The 18,322-nt window shown below is 66.2% G+C and carries 18 protein-coding genes and 4 tRNA genes; 16 read left to right on the top strand and 6 right to left on the bottom strand.

Going from position 1 to position 18,322, the window contains the following annotated elements; genetic code table 11:
- Nucleotides 1–28: 28 nt before the first annotated feature.
- Nucleotides 29–1,438, bottom strand: coding sequence for a type I glutamate--ammonia ligase (glnA, locus tag K8940_RS12140; RefSeq protein ID WP_223390222.1), 1,410 nt, complete (start codon nucleotides 1,436–1,438; stop codon nucleotides 29–31).
- 48 nt (nucleotides 1,439–1,486) lie between these two features.
- Entirely contained in the window at nucleotides 1,487–1,825 is a 339-nt protein-coding gene (locus K8940_RS12135; protein WP_099577548.1) for a P-II family nitrogen regulator, read from the bottom strand.
- A gap of 247 nt (nucleotides 1,826–2,072) precedes the next feature.
- Between K8940_RS12135 and K8940_RS12130 the strand changes: the two genes are divergently transcribed.
- The 6 genes from K8940_RS12130 (at nucleotide 2,073) to K8940_RS12105 (ending at nucleotide 6,826) form a co-directional block, all read left to right on the top strand.
- Nucleotides 2,073–2,306, top strand: a complete 234-nt coding sequence (locus tag K8940_RS12130) for a hypothetical protein (protein WP_223390221.1) — start codon at nucleotides 2,073–2,075, stop codon at nucleotides 2,304–2,306.
- Nucleotides 2,303–2,872 (top strand): histidine phosphatase family protein, encoded by a 570-nt coding sequence (locus K8940_RS12125; protein WP_223390220.1) that lies wholly within the window; start codon nucleotides 2,303–2,305, stop codon nucleotides 2,870–2,872. Before K8940_RS12130 ends, K8940_RS12125 begins: the two co-directional genes overlap by 4 nt.
- Nucleotides 2,873–2,893: 21 nt before the next feature.
- Nucleotides 2,894–4,345, top strand: a complete 1,452-nt coding sequence (locus K8940_RS12120; RefSeq protein WP_223390219.1) for an NAD(P)H-hydrate dehydratase — start codon at nucleotides 2,894–2,896, stop codon at nucleotides 4,343–4,345.
- 44 nt (nucleotides 4,346–4,389) lie between these two features.
- A tRNA-Leu gene (locus tag K8940_RS12115) sits at nucleotides 4,390–4,474 on the top strand.
- A 182-nt stretch (nucleotides 4,475–4,656) separates the two neighbouring features.
- Entirely contained in the window at nucleotides 4,657–6,015 is a 1,359-nt protein-coding gene (gene tig, locus K8940_RS12110) for a trigger factor (protein WP_263285773.1), read from the top strand.
- 178 nt (nucleotides 6,016–6,193) lie between these two features.
- Complete coding sequence (locus K8940_RS12105; protein WP_411675551.1) at nucleotides 6,194–6,826, top strand: ATP-dependent Clp protease proteolytic subunit; 633 nt, start codon at nucleotides 6,194–6,196, stop codon at nucleotides 6,824–6,826.
- An 83-nt stretch (nucleotides 6,827–6,909) separates the two neighbouring features.
- Here the strand turns inward: K8940_RS12105 and K8940_RS12100 are convergent, their stop codons facing one another.
- Complete coding sequence (locus tag K8940_RS12100) at nucleotides 6,910–7,584, bottom strand: HAD-IB family hydrolase (protein WP_223390217.1); 675 nt, start codon at nucleotides 7,582–7,584, stop codon at nucleotides 6,910–6,912.
- A 338-nt stretch (nucleotides 7,585–7,922) separates the two neighbouring features.
- Between K8940_RS12100 and clpX the strand changes: the two genes are divergently transcribed.
- The 7 genes from clpX (at nucleotide 7,923) to K8940_RS12065 (ending at nucleotide 15,168) form a co-directional block, all read left to right on the top strand.
- Nucleotides 7,923–9,185: an ATP-dependent protease ATP-binding subunit ClpX gene (clpX, locus tag K8940_RS12095; protein WP_223390216.1), complete on the top strand. Its 1,263-nt coding sequence runs from the start codon at nucleotides 7,923–7,925 to the stop codon at nucleotides 9,183–9,185.
- A 399-nt stretch (nucleotides 9,186–9,584) separates the two neighbouring features.
- Complete coding sequence (lon, locus tag K8940_RS12090) at nucleotides 9,585–11,984, top strand: endopeptidase La (protein WP_223390215.1); 2,400 nt, start codon at nucleotides 9,585–9,587, stop codon at nucleotides 11,982–11,984.
- Nucleotides 11,985–12,127: 143 nt separating this feature from the next.
- Nucleotides 12,128–12,406 carry an HU family DNA-binding protein gene (locus tag K8940_RS12085; protein WP_013079364.1) on the top strand — a complete coding sequence of 93 codons (279 nt, stop codon included), beginning with the start codon at nucleotides 12,128–12,130 and terminating at the stop codon, nucleotides 12,404–12,406.
- Between the two features lie 209 nt (nucleotides 12,407–12,615).
- A tRNA-Val gene (locus tag K8940_RS12080) sits at nucleotides 12,616–12,690 on the top strand.
- Nucleotides 12,691–12,815: 125 nt separating this feature from the next.
- On the top strand, nucleotides 12,816–13,688 hold the full coding sequence (locus K8940_RS12075; protein WP_223390214.1) for an SPFH domain-containing protein: 873 nt from the start codon (nucleotides 12,816–12,818) through the stop codon (nucleotides 13,686–13,688).
- A gap of 1 nt (nucleotide 13,689) precedes the next feature.
- The gene (locus K8940_RS12070) at nucleotides 13,690–13,890 is read left to right on the top strand and encodes a hypothetical protein (RefSeq protein WP_223390213.1); all 201 of its coding nucleotides are present in this window, start codon (nucleotides 13,690–13,692) and stop codon (nucleotides 13,888–13,890) included.
- Between the two features lie 66 nt (nucleotides 13,891–13,956).
- Complete coding sequence (locus tag K8940_RS12065; protein WP_411675550.1) at nucleotides 13,957–15,168, top strand: glycosyltransferase family 4 protein; 1,212 nt, start codon at nucleotides 13,957–13,959, stop codon at nucleotides 15,166–15,168.
- Here the strand turns inward: K8940_RS12065 and K8940_RS12060 are convergent.
- From K8940_RS12060 to K8940_RS12050, 3 genes are all read right to left on the bottom strand, one after another.
- Nucleotides 15,165–16,160 carry an LLM class flavin-dependent oxidoreductase gene (locus tag K8940_RS12060; protein ID WP_223390212.1) on the bottom strand — a complete coding sequence of 332 codons (996 nt, stop codon included), beginning with the start codon at nucleotides 16,158–16,160 and terminating at the stop codon, nucleotides 15,165–15,167. The two genes, K8940_RS12065 and K8940_RS12060, sit on opposite strands and share 4 nt — an antisense overlap.
- A gap of 82 nt (nucleotides 16,161–16,242) precedes the next feature.
- Nucleotides 16,243–16,319 (bottom strand) — tRNA-Asp (locus K8940_RS12055).
- 67 nt (nucleotides 16,320–16,386) lie between these two features.
- A tRNA-Asp gene (locus K8940_RS12050) sits at nucleotides 16,387–16,463 on the bottom strand.
- Between the two features lie 301 nt (nucleotides 16,464–16,764).
- On the opposite strand from K8940_RS12050, the gene K8940_RS12045 reads away from it, so the two are divergent.
- From K8940_RS12045 to K8940_RS12035, 3 genes are read left to right on the top strand one after another with little or no spacing between them, the layout of a single operon-like run.
- On the top strand, nucleotides 16,765–17,142 hold the full coding sequence (locus tag K8940_RS12045; RefSeq protein WP_125158569.1) for an NADH-quinone oxidoreductase subunit A: 378 nt from the start codon (nucleotides 16,765–16,767) through the stop codon (nucleotides 17,140–17,142).
- Entirely contained in the window at nucleotides 17,112–17,708 is a 597-nt protein-coding gene (locus tag K8940_RS12040; RefSeq protein WP_223390211.1) for a NuoB/complex I 20 kDa subunit family protein, read from the top strand. Before K8940_RS12045 ends, K8940_RS12040 begins: the two co-directional genes overlap by 31 nt.
- Nucleotides 17,705–18,319 (top strand): NADH-quinone oxidoreductase subunit C, encoded by a 615-nt coding sequence (locus K8940_RS12035; RefSeq protein WP_223390210.1) that lies wholly within the window; start codon nucleotides 17,705–17,707, stop codon nucleotides 18,317–18,319. Before K8940_RS12040 ends, K8940_RS12035 begins: the two co-directional genes overlap by 4 nt.
- Nucleotides 18,320–18,322 lie beyond the last annotated feature (3 nt).

Here is an 18,322-nt window from a genome sequence, read left to right as displayed (position 1 = left end):
CCCTCGCATTCGTCTAACGCTTACGCGATTAGCACTTGTAGTACATGTCGAACTCGACCGGGTGCGGGTGCAGTTGCAGGCGCATCACCTCTTCCATCTTCAGCTCGATGTAGCTGTCGATGAAGTCGTCGTCCATGACGCCGCCGGCCTTCAGGAAGGCGCGGTCCTTGTCCAGGCTTTCCAGGGCTTCGCGCAGCGAGCCGCAGACTTCCGGGATCTTCTTCTGCTCGCGGGGCGGCAGGTCGTACAGGTTCTTGTCGGCCGGAGCGCCCGGGTCGATCTTGTTGATGATGCCGTCCAGGCCGGCCATCAGCAGGGCGACGAAGGTCAGGTAGGGGTTGCCCATCGGATCGGGGAAGCGGGCTTCCAGACGCTTGGCCTTCGGCGAGTCGACGTGCGGGATGCGGATCGAGGCCGAGCGGTTGCGCGAGCTGTAGGCCAGCTTCACCGGGGCTTCGTAGCCGGGCACCAGGCGCTTGTACGAGTTCGTCGTCGAGTTCGAGAACGCGTTGATGGCCTTGGCGTGCTTGATGATGCCGCCGATGTACCACAGGCATTCCTGCGACAGGCCGGCGTACTTGTCGCCGGCGAACAGCGGCTTGCCGTCCTGCCAGATCGACTGGTGCACGTGCATGCCCGAGCCATTGTCGGCGAACATCGGCTTGGCCATGAAGGTGGCCGTCTTGCCGTAGGCGGCGGCGACGTTGTGGATGACGTACTTATACAGCTGCATCCGGTCGGCCATGGTGACCATGGTGTCGAACTTCAGGCCGAGTTCGTGCTGGGCCGGGGCCACCTCGTGGTGGTGCTTTTCCGGCTTCATGCCCAGCTCGCCCATGACGGCCAGCATTTCGCCGCGGAGGTCCTGGCAGCTGTCGACCGGGTTCACCGGGAAGTAGCCGCCCTTCGGACCCGGACGGTGGCCCATGTTGCCTTCCGGATATTCCTTGGCCGAGTTCACCGGCAGTTCGGTGGAGTCGTACGAGTAGCCGGTGTTGTTCGGCGCGGTCGACCAGCGGACGTCGTCGAAGATGAAGAACTCGGCTTCCGGGCCGAAGTAGACGGTGTCGCCCACGCCCGCCGACTTCACGTAGTTCAGCGCGGCCTTGGCGATCGAGCGCGGGTCGCGGTTGTAGGGGGTGCCGCTGTCGGGGTTCACGACGTCGCAGAACAGGGCCAGCGTGGTCTGCTGGTAGAACGGGTCGATGATGGCGCTGTCCAGGTCCGGACGCAGCTTCATGTCCGACTCGTTGATGGCCTTCCAGCCGGCGATCGACGAACCGTCGAACATCGTGCCGTCGTTCAGGAAGTCGTCATCGACCAGATCGATGTCGAACGTGACGTGCTGCATCTTGCCGCGCACGTCGGTGAAGCGGACGTCGACGTACTTGACGTCCTTTTCCTTGATCAGGTTCAGGATATCTTTGGCGGTGGTCATTCCGTATCCCCTTTGTAGAACTTTCGTAAGTATTGACGATCCGGACGCCTAGACGGCGGCCGGGCCGCTTTCTCCGGTTCGGATGCGGATCACTTCCGCGATCTCCGAGACGAAAATCTTGCCGTCGCCGATGCGGCCCGTGCGGGCGGCGCGGGTGATGGCTTCCAGCGCGGGTTCCAGCTGGCTGTCCTCGACAACCACCTCCACCTTGATCTTGGGGAGGAAGTCCACGACGTACTCGGCGCCGCGATAGAGTTCGGTGTGGCCTTTCTGGCGGCCATAGCCCTTGGCCTCGAGCACGGTCATGCCCTGGACGCCCATGTCCTGCAGGGCCTCCTTCACCTCATCCAGCTTGAACGGCTTGATGACGGCTTCGATCTTCTTCATCGGTTCCACTCGGGCCCGTCGGCGGCGAACCGCCTTCACTGAGCGCGCAACCATCACGCCGCCCGGAGCGCCGCAAGCGAGCGCCTGCGACAAACATGACCGATCGATTGACTTGCAGGCATGTGATCAAGAAGTGAGCATATGGCGCCGATGAAATGTGCATTTTCGGAATGGCCGCCAAATGGCCTTGCGATGCCTCGTTTGGCCCCTACGATCGCGCGAAACGTTCGTTTGAACAGGGGTGGAAATGCGCAACCACACGCCGGTTTCGATCACCGGAGGCCAATTCTCGTATCTGGATGGCGCGCGAAATTCACCATTCTGGCCGGAGTTGCTGAAAGTTGCGGCGGAACGCCCGGGTCTCGATGCGGGCTTCAAAGGGTCGGTTCTTGCCGATCCGGGCGCTTTGGCGGTCGCGATGTTCGGTGTCGGCGCGACTGGCGACGGGCGCGGCCTTCTCATTGGGGATCGGACGTCATGATCCGTGTGCACGTCATCCGCCATGGCCGTCCGGCCTCGACCTGGGGCGACGCCGACCAGGATCCCGGTCTGGACGAAGCGGGCCTGGCGCAGGCGGCGGCCATCGCCGAGGAAATCCTGGCCCTGCCCGGGGCGCAGAGACCGACGCATGTAGTGTCCTCGCCCTTGCGCCGCTGCCGCGAGACGGCCCAGCCGCTGGCCAAGGCCCTGGGCGTCGAGATCATCATCGATCCGCGCGTCGGCGAGATTCCCACGCCGGCGGCGCTGAGCCACGAGGAGCGGCCCGCCTGGCTGCGACGGGCGTTCGAAGGGCGCTGGGACGAGATCGTCGGCGACCTGGACTATGTCGGCTGGACCAGGACCGTGGCCGGGGCCCTGCGCGAGCATGGCGGCGCGGCGGTGTTCAGTCACTTCGTGGCGCTGAACGCGGCGGTCTCCGCCGCGACGGGTGGCGCCGAGGTGATGGCGTTCCGGCCCGACCACTGCTCGCGCACCGTCTTCGACATCGACGGCGACCGCTTGATCCTGGTGGAGAAAGGGCGCGAAGCTCGGAGCCAGGTGCTTTAGGGCCTGCAGTAAGGAGTCGGCGTGCCGCGAGAGATACTGTCCGTCGCCGAGATGGTCGCGGCCGATCGCGCCGCCGTCGCGCGGGGAACGCCGACGCCGGTCCTGATGGAGCGGGCCGGCGACGCCGTGGCCCGGGCCGTCCGCGCCCGCTACGCCCATCGCCCGGTGGTGATCTGGTGCGGCCCCGGCGACAACGGCGGCGACGGCTATGTCGCCGCGCGCCACCTGCGTCGGCGCGGCTGGCAGGTGGTGGTCGAGGCGGCCTATTCACCGTCCACCGACGCCGCCCGCTGGGCTGCCTCGCGCTGGAAGGGTGAGACCCGGCCGCTGTCGACGGAATTGGCGGGCGGCGCACTCTATATAGACGCGCTGTTCGGGGCGGGACTGTCGCGTCCGCTGGAGGGCGAGGTCGCGGGGCTGGCTCGGCTGTGCCGGGAGCGGGCGCTGGCCATCGTCGCGGTCGACACGCCGTCGGGCCTGCACGGCGATACCGGTCGCCCCCTGGGCGAGGCGGCCTTCAGCGCCGAGCTGACCGTGACCTTCCACCGCCGCAAGCGGGCCCACGTGCTGGTCGAGGGGCGCAAGGCGTGCGGCGAGATCCTCGTCGCCGACATCGGCCTGTCGTCCGGCGAGGGCGCGGACCTGTTCGAGAACGATCCCGACCTCTGGGCGCGGCGCTTTCCCTGGCCGGCGCTGGACGCCCACAAGCATACGCGAGGCCGGCTGAAGGTCGTCAGCGGCGAGGCCTGGAACACCGGGGCGGCGCGGCTGTCGGCGCGTGGGGGGCTGCGTATCGGGGCCGGCGCGGTGACCGTGCTGTCGCCGCCAAACGCCCTGGCGGTGAACGCGGCCCATCTCGAGGCGGTGATGCTGGCCCCGTTCGAGTCGGACGCCGACCTGGAGAGCGCCGGCGAGCTGGCCGACGCGGTGATCATCGGTCCGGCGGCCGGGGTGGGGGAGGCGACCGCCCGCAACCTGGCGGCCTTGGCCCGGACCGGCGCGGCCCTGGTCGTCGACGCCGACGCCCTGACGAGTTTCCGGCACGATCCGGAAGCGTTGTTCGCCTGCCTCGACCGGGACGACGTGCTGACGCCGCATCCCGGTGAGTTCGAGCGGATCTTCCCGGGGCTGCTGACGAGGTCGCCCGAGCGGATCGCGGCCACGCGGGAGGCGGCCAGGCGGGCGGGGGCCGTGGTGCTCCTGAAGGGCGCCGACACCGTGATCGCCGCGCCGGACGGCCGGGCGGCCGTGTCGCTGAACGGCTCGCCCTGGCTGGCCACCGCCGGTTCGGGCGACGTGCTGGCCGGCTTCATCGGCGGGCTGATCGCCCAGGGTATGGAGAGTTTCGAGGCGGCCTGCGCCGGAGCCTGGATCCACGCCGAAGCGGGCGGTCGTCACGGCCCGGGCCTGATCGCCGAGGACCTGCCCGGCCTGGCGCCCGCCGTGCTGGCGCAGCTGTACGCGCGACGCTGAGCGGGCTTGCGCGTCCGGCCTCAAGTCCGTAATCCCCGTCGCACGCGGATGTGGCGAAACTGGTAGACGCACTAGATTTAGGTTCTAGCGCCGAGAGGCGTGGAGGTTCGAGTCCTCTCATCCGCACCAGACGCCTCGTGACGGTCAGCCGACTGTCGCGAGTTTTACCTATCCCGCTCTTGGATGCTCGCGCACGTCGTGACATAAGGGCGCTCTTTCGCCGCCCCGGCCTCGCGGGCGGCGTCGATCTTTTGGACCCCAGGGCGGAGCTCGGGCGCTCGGCGCCTCGACCCGAGAATTTAAGAATGTCGATGCAGATCGTTGAAAAGTCGGGCGAAGGCCTCAGCCGCGTTTTTGGCGTCACGGTGCCCGCGAGTGAACTGGCCACGCGCCTCGATGCGCGGATCGCCGAAGTCGCCCCGCAGATGAACGTGAAGGGCTTCCGCCCCGGCAAGGTGCCCACCGCCCACGTCCGTCGCCTGTACGGCAAGGCCCTGATGGGCGAAGTCGTCGAGCAGGCCCTGAACGAGACCACCCAGAAGGTCCTCGAAGAGAACAAGCTGCGTCCGGCCGGTCAGCCCGAGCTGAACCCGTCGTCGGACATGGAAAAGGTCATCGCCGGCGGTGAAGACCTGGCCTTCGAGCTGGCCGTCGAGGTGATGCCGGAATTCGAACCGATCGACCCGGCTTCGATCGAGCTGACCAAGCCGGTCTACAAGGTCGGCGACGCCGAGGTCGACGAGGCCCTGGACGAGCTGGCCAAGCAGGCCCGCACCTACGAGCCGCGCACGGGCAAGAGCCTGAAGGCCAAGGACGGCGACCAACTGCTGATCGACTTCGTCGGCACGATCGACGGCGTCGAATTCGCCGGCGGCAAGGCCGAAGGCGCCGAGCTGGTCCTGGGTTCGGGTCAGTTCATCCCGGGCTTCGAAGACCAGCTGGTCGGCGCCAAGCCGGGCGACGACGTGGTCGTGAAGGTGAAGTTCCCGGAAGAATACCAGGCCAAGGAACTGGCCGGTAAGGACGCCGAGTTCGCCACCAAGGTGCAAGAAGTCCGCGCGCCGGTCGACGGCAAGGCCGACGACGAACTGGCCAAGCGCCTGGGTCTGTCGGACCTGGCCGCCCTGAAGGACCTGCTGCGCTCGAACCTGGGCAGCCGCTACGACAACAGCTCGCGCTTCAAGCTGAAGCGCGCCCTGCTGGACGTGCTGGACACCAAGCACGACTTCCCGCTGCCGCCGCGCATGGTCGACGCCGAGTTCGCCGGCATCTGGCAACAGGTCGAGGCCGACAAGGCCCGTGGCGGTCTGCCGCCGGAAGACGCCGAGAAGTCGGAAGACCAGCTGAAGGACGAGTACCGGAAGATCGCCGAGCGCCGCGTGCGCCTGGGTCTGGTGCTGGCCGAGATCGGTCGCAAGAACGACGTCGTCGTCACCGACCAGGAACTGACCGACGCCATCATGCGCGAAGCTCGCCAGTACGGCGCGCAAGCCCAGCAGGTGTTCGACATGTACCGCCAGCGCGCCGACCTGCAGGCCGCCCTGCGCGCCCCGATCTACGAGGACAAGGTCGTCGACCTGATCTTCGGCAAGGCCAAGATCGACGAAAAGGAAGTCTCCAAGGACGAGCTCCTGGAAGAAGACGACCTGCCGGAAGGCTACGGCGGCTAAGGCTGTCTAAAGTCCAATGAAATGGGGCGCGGTCCGCGAGGGCCGCGCCCTTTTCGTATCGCCGCGAAAACGCCCGCTCCTTGCAACCTGTTAAGCGCCACGCGATATGCGATAGCGACGGCGCGCGGGGGCTGATTCGTTTTCGCACCGCCAGCACACACGACGAAGGGCGATCCCTATGATGTACGATCCGATGGCGACGGCGATGAACCTGGTTCCGATGGTGGTCGAGCAGACCAGCCGCGGCGAGCGCGCGTTCGACATCTTCTCCCGTCTGCTGAAGGAACGGATCATCTTCCTGACCGGTCCGGTGGAAGACGGCATGGCCAGCCTGATCTGCGCCCAGCTGCTGTTCCTGGAGTCCGAGAACCCCAAGAAAGAGATCGCCATGTACATCAACTCGCCGGGCGGCGTGGTGACGGCTGGTCTCGCGATCTACGACACCATGCAATACATCAAGAGCCCGGTCTCGACGGTGTGCATGGGCATGGCCGCCTCGATGGGCAGCCTGCTGCTCGCCGCCGGCGCCGCGGGCCAGCGTATCTCGCTGCCCAACGCCCGCATCATGGTGCACCAGCCGTCGGGCGGCTTCCGCGGTCAGGCCTCGGACATCGAGCGCCATGCCGAGGACATCATCAAGACCAAGCGCCGCCTGAACGAGATCTACGTCAAGCACTGCGGCCGCACCTATGAAGAGGTCGAGCGCACCCTGGACCGCGACCACTTCATGAGCGCCGACGAGGCCAAGGCCTGGGGTCTGGTCGACCACGTCTACGACAGCCGCGAAGCGGCCGAGGCCGGCGCCGAATAGGGCGAAGCTTCGCTGAAACGACAAAGCCGCCGATCTTCAGATCGGCGGCTTTTTTGTTATCCCGGAGCCTGCGGCAAATCCGCTCAGGTGATCGGCTTGCCCCGGAAGACGCGGTAGCCCTTCTCGTCGGCGATGGCGAGCATCTCGGTGTCGCCCGAGGTGTCGCCATAGGCCGCCGTCAGGTGGACGTCGGCGCCGAAGATCTCGCGCAGGCGCAGCACCTTCTCCTTGGCCCGGCAGTTGTTCCCGTCCAGGCCGCCCAGGATGCGGCCGTCCTCGTTGGTCATCAGGCGCGTGCCGATCAGCATGTCGGCGCCCAGGCCTCGAGCGAACGGCGCGACGGTGATCTCGGGCGAGGCGGTGACGATCACCAGCTTGGCGCCCTTGGCCCGCCACGAACGCCAGACGGCCACGGCGTCGGGCCGCAGCAGGGCGGGGGCGTGGGTCTGGGCGAAGGCCCGGGCGTCGTTCTCGATCTGCTCGACCGTGGCGCCCTTCAGGAACTCGCGAACCGCGGCGGCCTTGAGTTTCGCGCGGTTGCGATCGAACACGTAGGCGATCAGCGACGGGGTCAGGCGCAGGACGCCGCGCGTCCACTTCCGCGGCCCCGCGCGCCACTTCAGGAACGCGTTGAAGCTGTCCTTGACGGTCAGGGTGCCGTCGAAGTCGAAGGCGACCAGACCGGGCTCGTGCCCCATGTCGCCGGTCATCGGGCGCGACGCGCTCAACCCCTTGGACATCAACGAACGCTTCGCCATCGACCTACCATTGGAGCGCGTCGGGCGCGCTCATTTCCTTGCGATTCCAGCTTCGGTAATACGGTCTTCCCGCCGCAACCGTAAGGGCCAAGACGTGCGACGCTTGCGCCCGAGCGCCAATCGCCCAATTTAGATGACGAGGTCATGACACGATCCGGCCCGTTTGAACGTTTGAGGCTTGAAAGGAGCCGCGAAGGGTTGTGAACCGAGCCCGGATCGGGGAATGTCAAGGATTAGACAACTCCCGGCGTATATCCTGTCTGCTTCGGTGGCGGCGTATGCGCTCGGAGGGGCGTCGCGGCGTTAAGCCGTAAGTCGCCATAGTGTGAGAAGCGATCATGACGAAAGCCGCGAGCGGCGACACCAAGAGCACTCTGTATTGTTCTTTCTGCGGAAAGAGCCAGCACGAGGTGCGCAAGCTCATCGCCGGGCCGACGGTGTTCATTTGTGATGAATGCGTCGAACTGTGCATGGATATCATCCGCGAAGAGCACAAGATCGCCTTCGTGAAGTCCAAGGACGGCGTGCCGACGCCGCGCGAGATCTGCGAAGTCCTGGACGATTACGTGATCGGTCAAGGTCACGCCAAGAAGGTGCTCGCGGTCGCGGTGCACAACCACTACAAGCGCCTGAACCACGCGTCGAAGAACAACGACGTCGAACTGGCCAAGTCGAACATCCTGCTGGTCGGTCCGACCGGTACGGGTAAGACGCTGCTGGCCCAGACGCTGGCCCGAATCATCGACGTGCCCTTCACGATGGCCGACGCCACGACGCTGACCGAAGCCGGTTACGTCGGCGAGGATGTCGAGAACATCGTGCTGAAGCTGCTGCAAGCCGCCGACTACAACGTCGAGCGCGCCCAGCGCGGCATCGTCTACATCGACGAAATCGACAAGATCAGCCGCAAGTCCGACAACCCGTCGATCACCCGCGACGTGTCGGGCGAGGGCGTGCAGCAGGCCCTGCTGAAGATCATGGAAGGCACCGTCGCCTCCGTGCCGCCGCAAGGCGGGCGCAAGCATCCGCAGCAGGAGTTCCTGCAGGTCGACACGACGAACATCCTGTTCATCTGCGGCGGCGCCTTCGCCGGGCTCGAGAAGATCATCTCGGCGCGCGGCGCGGCCAAGTCGATCGGCTTCGGCGCCAAGGTCACCGATCCGGAAGAGCGCCGCACCGGCGAGATCCTGCGCAACGTCGAGCCCGACGACCTGCAGCGCTTCGGCCTGATCCCGGAATTCATCGGCCGTCTGCCGGTGGTCGCGACCTTGGAGGATCTCGACGAGACCGCCCTGGTCAAGATCCTGACCGAGCCGAAGAACGCCTTCGTCAAGCAGTACCAGCGTCTGTTCGAGATGGAGAACATCGGCCTGACCTTCACGGAAGACGCCCTGCACGGCGTCGCCAAGAAGGCCATCGCCCGCAAGACCGGCGCCCGCGGCCTGCGCTCCATCATGGAAGGCATCCTGCTGGAGACCATGTTCGAACTGCCCAACTATGAGGGCGTCGAGGAAGTGGTGGTCAACGCCGAGGTCGTCGAAGGCCGGGCCCAGCCGCTGCTGATCTACGCCGAGAAGAAGGGCGGGGCGGCCTCGGCCTAAGGCCGCCGGCTTCGCCGCGAAATTAGGGCGCGCCTTCCCGTGAAGGCGCGCCTTTTTCGTGGATAACCTGACTTCGTACACCTGTTGGACGACCGGTGAGGCTTCGGCGCCACGGGCAGCTTGAGCGAGCGAAAACCTCGAAAACTCCGAGCCTTGGGCGAACATGCCCCTTCGGCGCGGGGCAGGGGGCATGCGCACCCCAGCTTGGCCTGGCGCGCGCGACCTGTCGCCGCTGTGAGGTGAGTGTGCTTGAACCCTGTTGTAAAACGTCCACATAAATAACGACCATTCGCCCAGTCACGGGCGGACGGGTCGTTCGACTCAGGCGCATCGTCTGATGTTACGGCGGCCCGCATGGCCAAGCGTCTCAAGGGCGCTTCGGCCGGGAGTATTGAGCACATGTCCGAACTACGTACGCTTCCTGTCTTGCCGCTGCGGGATATCGTTGTGTTCCCGCACATGGTGGTGCCGCTCTTCGTGGGCCGCGACAAATCCGTGCGCGCCCTCGAGGAAGTGATGCGCGGCGACAAGCAGATTCTGCTCGTCACCCAGAAGAACTCGGCGGATGATGATCCGGCGCCGGGCGACATCTTCGACGTCGGCGTGCTGGCCACCGTGCTGCAGCTGCTGAAGCTGCCCGACGGCACCGTCAAGGTGCTGGTCGAGGGCAAGGGCCGCGCCGCCGTCGTGAAGTTCACCGACCAGGAGTCCTTCTACGAAGCCCAGATCGGCGAGGTCAGCGAGGACGAAGGCGCCGGCCCCGAGGCCGAGGCCTTGTCGCGCGCGGTCGTCGAGCAATTCGAAAACTACGTCAAACTGAACAAGAAGGTGCCGCCTGAGGCCCTGGCGTCGATCCCTCAGATCGCCGAGCCGGGCAAGCTGGCCGACAGCATCGCCGCCCACCTGTCGGTGAAGATCGGCGACAAGCAGCACCTGCTGGAAATCTTCGACGTCGTGAAGCGCCTGGAGAAGGTCTTCGCCCTCATGGAGGGCGAGATTTCGGTGCTGCAGGTCGAGAAGAAGATCCGCTCGCGCGTGAAGCGCCAGATGGAGAAGACCCAGCGCGAGTACTATCTGAACGAACAGATGAAGGCGATCCAGCGCGAGCTGGGCGACCCGGATGACTCGCGCGACGAGCTGATCGATCTCGAGAAGCGCATCAAGAAGACCAAGCTTTCCAAGGAAGCCCGCACCAAGGCCGAGAGCGAGCTGAAGAAGCTGCGCAACATGAGCCCGATGTCGGCCGAGAGCACCGTGGTCCGCAACTATCTGGACTGGCTTCTGTCGATCCCGTGGGGCAAGGCCAAGACCAAGAAGATCGACCTGGCGGAGGCCGAGGAAATCCTCGACGCCGATCACTACGGTCTGGAAAAGGTCAAGGAACGGATCCTCGAGTACCTGGCCGTCCAGGCCCGGACCAACTCGCTCAAGGGCCCGATCCTGTGCCTCGTCGGTCCTCCCGGCGTTGGCAAGACCTCGCTGGGCAAGTCGCTGGCCAAGGCGACGGGCCGCGAGTTCGTGCGCATGAGCCTCGGCGGCGTGCGTGACGAGGCCGAGATCCGCGGTCACCGCCGCACCTACATCGGCTCGATGCCCGGCAAGGTCGTCCAGTCGATGAAGAAGGCCAAGACCACGAACGCCTTCGTCCTGCTGGACGAGATCGACAAGATGGGCAGCGACTACCGCGGCGATCCCGCCTCGGCGTTGCTGGAAGTGCTGGATCCGTCGCAGAACTCGACGTTCGGCGACCACTATCTGGAGGTCGACTACGACCTGAGCCAGGTGATGTTCGTCACGACGGCCAACAGCCTGAACATGCCCCAGCCGCTGCTGGATCGCATGGAGATCATCCGCATCCCCGGCTACACCGAGGACGAGAAGCTGGAGATCGCCAAGCGGCACATCCTGCCCAAGCTGATCAAGGACCACGGCCTGAAGTCGGCCGAGTTCATCGTTCCGGACAAGGCGATCCGCGACCTGATCCGCTACTACACCCGGGAAGCCGGCGTGCGGTCGCTGGAGCGGGAACTGGGCGCCCTGGCGCGCAAGACGGTCCGTGACCTGGCCCGCGAGAAGCTGGTCTCGATCACGATCGACGACGAGCGCCTGGCCAAGTACGCCGGCGTCAAGAAGTACCGCTACGGTGAGACCGACGAGGTCGACCAAGTCGGCATCGTCACCGGTCTGGCCTGGACGGAATTCGGCGGCGACATCCTGACCATCGAAGCCGTGAAGATGCCGGGCAAGGGTCGCATGTCGATCACCGGCAACCTCAAGGAGGTGATGAAGGAGTCGATCTCGGCGGCCAACAGCTACGTTCGCTCGCGGTCGCTGCAGTTCGGCATCAAGCCGCCAGTCTTCGAGAAGACCGACGTCCACATCCACGTGCCGGATGGCGCCACGCCCAAGGACGGTCCGTCCGCAGGCGCGGCCATGGGCCTGGCCATCGTCTCGGTCCTGACGGGGATCCCGATCCGCAAGGACATCGCCATGACCGGCGAGATCACCTTGCGCGGCCGGGTCACCGCCATCGGCGGCCTGAAGGAGAAGCTGCTGGCGGCCCTGCGCTCGGGCGTGAAGACCGTCCTGATCCCGCAGGAGAACGAGAAGGACCTCGCGGATGTGCCCCAGAGCGTCAAGGACGGTCTGGAAATCATCCCGGTCTCGACCATGGACGAGGTGCTCAAGCACGGCCTCACCGGCCCGCTGACGCCCGTCGAATGGAACGAGGCCGACGAGCCGATTGCTGCGGGTGCGAAGAAGGATGAGGGCGACGCGGACGCCGTTCTCACCCACTAAACCCAACTAATCGTCGATAACTTAGGCGGCGCGGGAGTTTCCCGCGCCGCTCGCGTTTGACGGGGCATTTTCTGCCGCCATAATCCCCCGCTGAGCCAGGCGCCGTAAGGAATAAACGGCGCTGCTCAGGCTGGGAGAAAAACATGACCACAAAAGCCGAACTCGTTACGGCGATCGCCGAGAAGGCGGGCATCAACAAGAACCAGGCCAAGGACGCGCTGGAAGCTTTCATCGACGCCGTCACCGACTCGCTCAAATCGGGTCAGGACGTTCGCCTGGTCGGCTTCGGCACCTTCAAAGCCGTGACCCGAGCCGCCGGCACCGCCCGGAACCCGCGCACCGGCGAGACGGTCAACCGTCCCGCGTCGAAGACCGCGCGCTTCCAGGTCGGCGAAGGCCTGAAGTCCTCGCTGAACGGCTAAACCAGTTTTCCGCTTAGGGAGAGGCGGGGCGTCAGGGGGCTGACGTTCCGCCTTTTCGTTTTCGCGCTTTGCGCGACGCGCGGGTGCGGCTAGAAGCGCGCACCTGGAGCGTGATAGCCGAAAGCGTATGCGGTTTCGGCGCGCTCCGAATACTAGAGACGAGCCCATTCATCCATTTCGAATGTCCATTCGAAGCGGACAGGCTCGGCGGGCAGTTAGCTCAGCGGTAGAGCGTCTCGTTTACACCGAGAGGGTCGGGGGTTCGATCCCCTCACTGCCCACCATTCCTCCTCCAGATCCAGGTCGCGGCTCCGGACGTCTCACCGGAGCGTGATCGCGCGCGCTCGGCTCGACCTTGTGGGCTGCAATCAAAGTGATATCACTTTGATTGCACCGCTGGAGGAGCGCCATGTCCGAGACCCACACCATCAATCCGACCGTCGAGCGTCCCCACGGCGGCATGGGCGGCGGCCTGCCGCTGCTGGCCCTGCCGTTCCTGCTGGCCGGCGGGATCTTCGCGTTCTCGCAGACACAGCCGGTGATCGGCGGCGTGCTGGTGTTCCTGTTCGTGCTGGTCTCGTGCGGCTTCTATTCGCTGCAGCCGAACGAGGCCTACGCCATCACCCTGTTCGGCTCGTATGTCGGCACCGATCGTAAGACTGGCCTGCGCTGGATCCTGTTCTGGTACGGCCGCAAGAAGATCAGCCTGCGCGTCCGCAACGTCACCAGCGAGATGCTGAAGGTGAACGACAAGCGCGGCAATCCGATCGAGATCGCCGCCAACATCGTCTGGCGGGTGCGGGATTCGGCCCAGGCCCTGTACGACGTCGACGACTATATCGCCTTCGTGAACATCCAGATCGAGACCGGCCTGCGCGAGGTCGCCTCGCACTACGCCTACGATCACGCCGAGGAGGGCGAGCCGACCCTGCGCGCCCATGCAGAGGTGGTCGGCGATCGCCTGCGCAAGGACCTGCAGGAGCGGACGGCCGTGGCCGGCGTCGCCATCGACGAGGCCCACCTGATGCACCTGGCCTACGCCCCCGAGATCGCCGGCTCGATGCTGAAGCGCCAGCAGGCCGAGGCCGTGCTGGCCGCTCGCCGGACGATCGTGGCCGGCGCCGTCGACATGGTCGAGAGCGCCCTGAGCCAGCTCAGCGAACGCGGCGTTGTCAGTCTGGACGACGAGCGCCGGGCCTCGATGGTCTCGAATCTGCTGGTGGTCCTGTGCGCCGACCGCGAGGCCCAGCCCGTGGTCAACACCGGCACGCTGTACGGCTGACGTGGCGGGCGATCCGAACGAAGCGAAGGGCGGACGGCGCGCATTCCTGATGCGCGTCCGCCCCGAGGTGCTGGCCGCCGTCGAACGCCTGGCCAGCGCGGAGTTGCGCAGCGTGAATGCTCAGGTAGAGGTATTGCTGCGCGAGGCCCTGGCGCGGCGCGGCGCGACGGTCAAATCGTCCGGGAACGGCGAGGAACCCTGAGTGTCGCAAAAGCTTTATCGTTCCAAGGCCGAATGGGGCGGCCTGGAGTAGCGGTGAGGATTCGGCGTGACGGAAACCAGATCGGACCGGCCGTTCGGCCTGAGCGGTTCTTCTGTCATAGCCCGCCCGTCCGCTGACGATATCGTACGTCTCGTCGACACCACCATGCTCTACGCGCCGCGCAGCGGCGGCGTGCGACGTTATCTGGCGTCGAAGCGCGCCTGGCTGGCGTCCAACCGGCCCGAGGTTCGTCACACGTTGGTTGTGCCGGGGTCCCGCGATTCCTACGACGGCCAGGGGCGGGTCTCGATCTACGCCGCGCCGCTGCCGTTCGGGGCCGGCTATCGCTGGCCCGTGGTCAAGGCGGCTTGGATGGAGCGGCTGATCCGCCAGCGTCCCGACATCATCGAGGCCGGCGATCCCTATACGCCCGGCCTGGCCGCGCTGCGGGCCGGCGACGCCCTGGGGGTGCCGGTCGTCGGCTTCTGCCACACCGACCTGGGCAAGCTGGCGGCGCTGCACATCGGCGAGTGGGCCGAAAAGCCCGTCCAGAAACGCTGGGCGGCGATCTATCGCCAGTTCGACCAGGCCGTGGCGCCCAGCCGATTCATCGCGGGGCGGCTGATCGAGGCGGGCGTGCACAACGCCATCGGTCTGCCCCTGGGCGTCGACACCGAGATCTTCCACCCCTCGCGGGGCGATCGCGACGGCCTTCGCCGCCGCCTGGGCGTGTCTGCCGACGAGCGCCTGCTGGTCTTCGCCGGCCGGCCGGCGCGCGAGAAGAAGCTGGACGTGCTGGTTGGGGCGGTCGAGCGGCTGGGCGCGCCCTACAAGCTGCTGTTCGTCGGCGCCGGCGGCGGAGCGCCGGTCAGCGACCGGACCATCTGCCTGGACTATGTCCGCGACCCGGCCGAGCTGGCGGGCGTCCTGGCCAGCGCCGACGCCTTCGTCCACGCCAACGACAACGAGCCCTTCGGCCTGATCGTGCTGGAGGCCATGGCCTGCGGCCTGCCCGTGGTCGGCGTCGCCGCCGGCGGGGTGGCCGAATCCGTCGACGAGGAAGTCGGCCAGTTGGCCGTCGCTTCGGAGCCCGCCGCCTTCGCCGAGGCGATCGAGGCCCTGTTCGCGCGCGACATCGCCGCCATCGGCATGGTCGCCCGTCTTCGCGCGGTCGAGCGTCACGGCTGGAACGCGGTTTTCCGCCGGCTATGCGGTATCTACGGCGAGTTGACCGGCCACCCGGGGTTCGGCGGCCTGGCGCAACCGCGCGACCACTAGGCCCGGAGGCCGGCCAGGATCTCGTAGCTGCGCTTGCGGGCCTGGTGATCGTAGATCTGCGAGGCGGCCATCAGCTCGTCGGCGCCCGTCATCTCCAGGATCCGATCGATCTTGCGCTTCACCGTCTCGGGCGAGCCGATCGCCGAATACTGGAAGGTATGGTCCAGGCCCGCCAGCTCGGCCGCCGAGGCGTGCTCGCGGATGTCGTCGACCGGCGGCGGCAGAAGGCCGGGGCGGCCGCGGCGCAGGGCCAGGAACTGCTGCTGGGTCGACGTCGCCAAGCGAGCCGCCTCCGCGTCGGTGTCGGCCGCGCAGACGCCGATGCAGACCATGGCGTAGGGTTTGTCCAGAACCTCCGACGGCTTGAAATGCCGGCGATAGAGCAGGAGGGCGTCTAGCAGGGCGTCGGGGGCGAAGTGGGCCGCGAAGGCGTAGGGCAGGCCTAGCGCCGCCGCCAGCTGCGCGCCCCAGGTCGACGAGCCCAGGATCCAGATCGGTACATCCTGGCCTTCGCCTGGCACGGCGCGGACGCTCTGCTCCGGCGCGGCGGGTTTGAACCACTGCTGCAACTCGACGACGTCCTGGGCGAACGAATCGACCGCCCCGGCGTAGCGGCGCAGAGCCCGCATGGTGGCCTGGTCGGTGCCGGGCGCCCGGCCCAGGCCCAGGTCGATGCGGCCCGGATAGAGGGCGGCGAGGGTGCCGAACTGTTCGGCGACCATCAGCGGCGCATGGTTGGGCAGCATGACGCCGCCCGATCCGACCCGAATCGTCTTTGTGCCGCCGGCCACGTGCCCGATGACCACGGCGGTCGCGGCGCTGGCGATTCCGGGCATGTTGTGGTGCTCGGCCAGCCAGTAGCGGTGGAATCCGAGGGATTCGGCGTGTCGCGCGAGGTCCAGGCTGCTGTTGAGAGCCTGGCCGACGGGTGTTCCCTGCGGAACCGGAGCTAGGTCGAGAACGGAAAAGGGCGGGTAAGCGGCGCTGGTCATCGTTGCTAGATGGCGCGCGCCTTCAGCAACTCAAGTCGTTGCCGAAACCATTCTCGATTTGAGGGGAAGAACCACTGGACGGTGGCGCGAATGACGGGGCTCGAACCCGCGACCTCCGGCGTGACAGGCCGGCGCTCTAACCAACTGAGCTACATCCGCGTCGTGCGCCGAGGCGCGACGGTCGTCCGTAAACCGAGAGGGGGGAAGCATACCACCTTGGAAGGGGTGGCGCGAATGACGGGGCTCGAACCCGCGACCTCCGGCGTGACAGGCCGGCGCTCTAACCAACTGAGCTACATCCGCATATCCCTTCGCCGAAGCGAAAGTGCGACCCGCCGATCGGCGAGGCGCGTCTGATATGTCGCTCGAAGACTCGTGTCAACGGCGATATCGAAGAAGCGACAAATAGCGTCCGGACCGGGCCCTTTTTCCTCTGAACGGTCGGGAAGACCCCGGCCTTGTGTTCAATGCGCGACCCCTTGTTTTTCCCAGACCGGCGTTAGGGAAAGCAGGTCCAGTTGCGATCGTTTCTCAATGTGCTTCGGGTGTTTGAAGCGTTGGCGACAGTGGGCTACAACCCGCTCGATTCAAGCCAAGGGCTGTCATGACCGCCTTCCTCCTCCAGTACCTGCCGATCGTGATCTTCCTAGGGATCGCGGCGGCCATCGGCATCGTCTTCATCCTCGCGGCCGCCGTGCTCGCACCGAAGGCGCCGGACCCGGAAAAGCTGTCCGCGTACGAATGCGGTTTCAACGCTTTCGACGACGCGCGCATGAAGTTCGACGTCCGGTTCTATCTGGTGTCGATCCTCTTCATCATCTTCGACCTGGAGGTGGCGTTCCTGTTCCCCTGGGCGGTCACGCTGATGAAGCTGCCGCACGACGTGGCCCAGTTCGCCTTCTGGTCGATGATGACCTTCCTCGGCGTCCTGACCGTCGGCTTTATCTATGAATGGAAGAAGGGCGCCCTCGAATGGGAGTGATCGTTCCCGCCAACTCGGCTCCCGCGCTGTCGGCCGGTCGTTCGACGGTCGAGGGCTATGACCCCAAGCTGCACGACCCGTTCTTCGACGGCGTCTCGCAGCAGCTGGCCGACAAGGGCTTCATCACCGCCGCCGCCGACGACCTGATCACCTGGGCCCGCACGGGTTCGCTGATGTGGATGACGTTCGGCCTGGCGTGCTGCGCCGTCGAGATGATGCACTCGGCCATGCCGCGCTACGACCTTGAGCGCTATGGCTTCGCGCCGCGCGCCAGCCCGCGCCAGTCGGACGTGATGATCGTCGCCGGCACCCTGACCAACAAGATGGCCCCGGCCTTGCGCAAGGTCTACGACCAGATGCCGGAGCCCCGCTACGTCATCTCGATGGGCAGCTGCGCCAACGGCGGCGGCTACTACTATTACAGCTACAGTGTCGTGCGCGGCTGCGACCGCGTCGTGCCGATTGATATCTACGTGCCGGGCTGCCCGCCCACGGCCGAAGCCCTGGTCTACGGCGTGCTGCAGCTCCAGAAGAAGATCCGTCGCATGGGGACGATCGAGCGATGAGCCAAGACCTCGAAGCCCTCGGCCAGTCGATCGTCGCCAACGCCACCGGCGCGATCACCGGCTATGACGTGGCGTTCGGCGAGCTGAACATCCACGGTCCGGCGCACCGCGTCGTTCAGGCCCTGGAACTGCTGCGCGACCATCCGGACTACCGCTTCCACCAGCTGGTGGACCTGACGGCCGTCGACTATCCGCAGCGCGAGCGTCGTTTCGACGTCGTCTATCACCTGCTGTCGATGGTGAAGAACACGCGTATCCGCCTGAAGGTGCAGACCGACGAGGATACCCCGGTCCCCAGCGTCACGCCGGTGTTCCCGGTCGCCGACTGGTTCGAGCGCGAGGCGTTCGACATGTACGGCGTCTTCTTCGAAGGCCATCCGGACCTGCGCCGGATCCTGACCGACTACGGCTTCCACGGCCATCCGCTGCGGAAGGACTTCCCCATGACGGGTTACGTGGAAGTCCGCTACGACGACGAGCTCAAGCGCGTCGTCTATGAACCCGTGAAGATCACCGAGTTCCGCGCCTTCGACTTCCTGTCTCCGTGGGAGGGCGCCAAGTACGCCCTGCCGGGCGACGAGAAGGCCGAGAAGCGGGCAGGGGACGCTTAAGTC

Source organism: Caulobacter segnis, assembly GCF_019931575.1.
Classification (GTDB): domain Bacteria; phylum Pseudomonadota; class Alphaproteobacteria; order Caulobacterales; family Caulobacteraceae; genus Caulobacter; species Caulobacter segnis_C.
This window is presented reverse-complemented; position numbering and strand designations above follow the sequence as displayed.

What these genes read in the sequence shown, in the direction of transcription:
- glnA (WP_223390222.1), bottom strand. Translation starts at nt 1,438, where the DNA reads ATGACCACCGCCAAAGATATCCTGAACCTGATCAAGGAAAAGGACGTC.
- K8940_RS12135 (WP_099577548.1), bottom strand. Translation starts at nt 1,825, where the DNA reads ATGAAGAAGATCGAAGCCGTCATCAAGCCGTTCAAGCTGGATGAGGTG.
- K8940_RS12130 (WP_223390221.1), top strand. Translation starts at nt 2,073, where the DNA reads ATGCGCAACCACACGCCGGTTTCGATCACCGGAGGCCAATTCTCGTAT.
- K8940_RS12125 (WP_223390220.1), top strand. Translation starts at nt 2,303, where the DNA reads ATGATCCGTGTGCACGTCATCCGCCATGGCCGTCCGGCCTCGACCTGG.
- tig (WP_263285773.1), top strand. Translation starts at nt 4,657, where the DNA reads ATGCAGATCGTTGAAAAGTCGGGCGAAGGCCTCAGCCGCGTTTTTGGC.
- K8940_RS12105 (WP_411675551.1), top strand. Translation starts at nt 6,194, where the DNA reads ATGATGTACGATCCGATGGCGACGGCGATGAACCTGGTTCCGATGGTG.
- K8940_RS12100 (WP_223390217.1), bottom strand. Translation starts at nt 7,584, where the DNA reads ATGGCGAAGCGTTCGTTGATGTCCAAGGGGTTGAGCGCGTCGCGCCCG.
- clpX (WP_223390216.1), top strand. Translation starts at nt 7,923, where the DNA reads ATGACGAAAGCCGCGAGCGGCGACACCAAGAGCACTCTGTATTGTTCT.
- lon (WP_223390215.1), top strand. Translation starts at nt 9,585, where the DNA reads ATGTCCGAACTACGTACGCTTCCTGTCTTGCCGCTGCGGGATATCGTT.
- K8940_RS12085 (WP_013079364.1), top strand. Translation starts at nt 12,128, where the DNA reads ATGACCACAAAAGCCGAACTCGTTACGGCGATCGCCGAGAAGGCGGGC.
- K8940_RS12075 (WP_223390214.1), top strand. Translation starts at nt 12,816, where the DNA reads ATGTCCGAGACCCACACCATCAATCCGACCGTCGAGCGTCCCCACGGC.
- K8940_RS12060 (WP_223390212.1), bottom strand. Translation starts at nt 16,160, where the DNA reads ATGACCAGCGCCGCTTACCCGCCCTTTTCCGTTCTCGACCTAGCTCCG.
- K8940_RS12045 (WP_125158569.1), top strand. Translation starts at nt 16,765, where the DNA reads ATGACCGCCTTCCTCCTCCAGTACCTGCCGATCGTGATCTTCCTAGGG.
- K8940_RS12040 (WP_223390211.1), top strand. Translation starts at nt 17,112, where the DNA reads ATGGAAGAAGGGCGCCCTCGAATGGGAGTGATCGTTCCCGCCAACTCG.
- K8940_RS12035 (WP_223390210.1), top strand. Translation starts at nt 17,705, where the DNA reads ATGAGCCAAGACCTCGAAGCCCTCGGCCAGTCGATCGTCGCCAACGCC.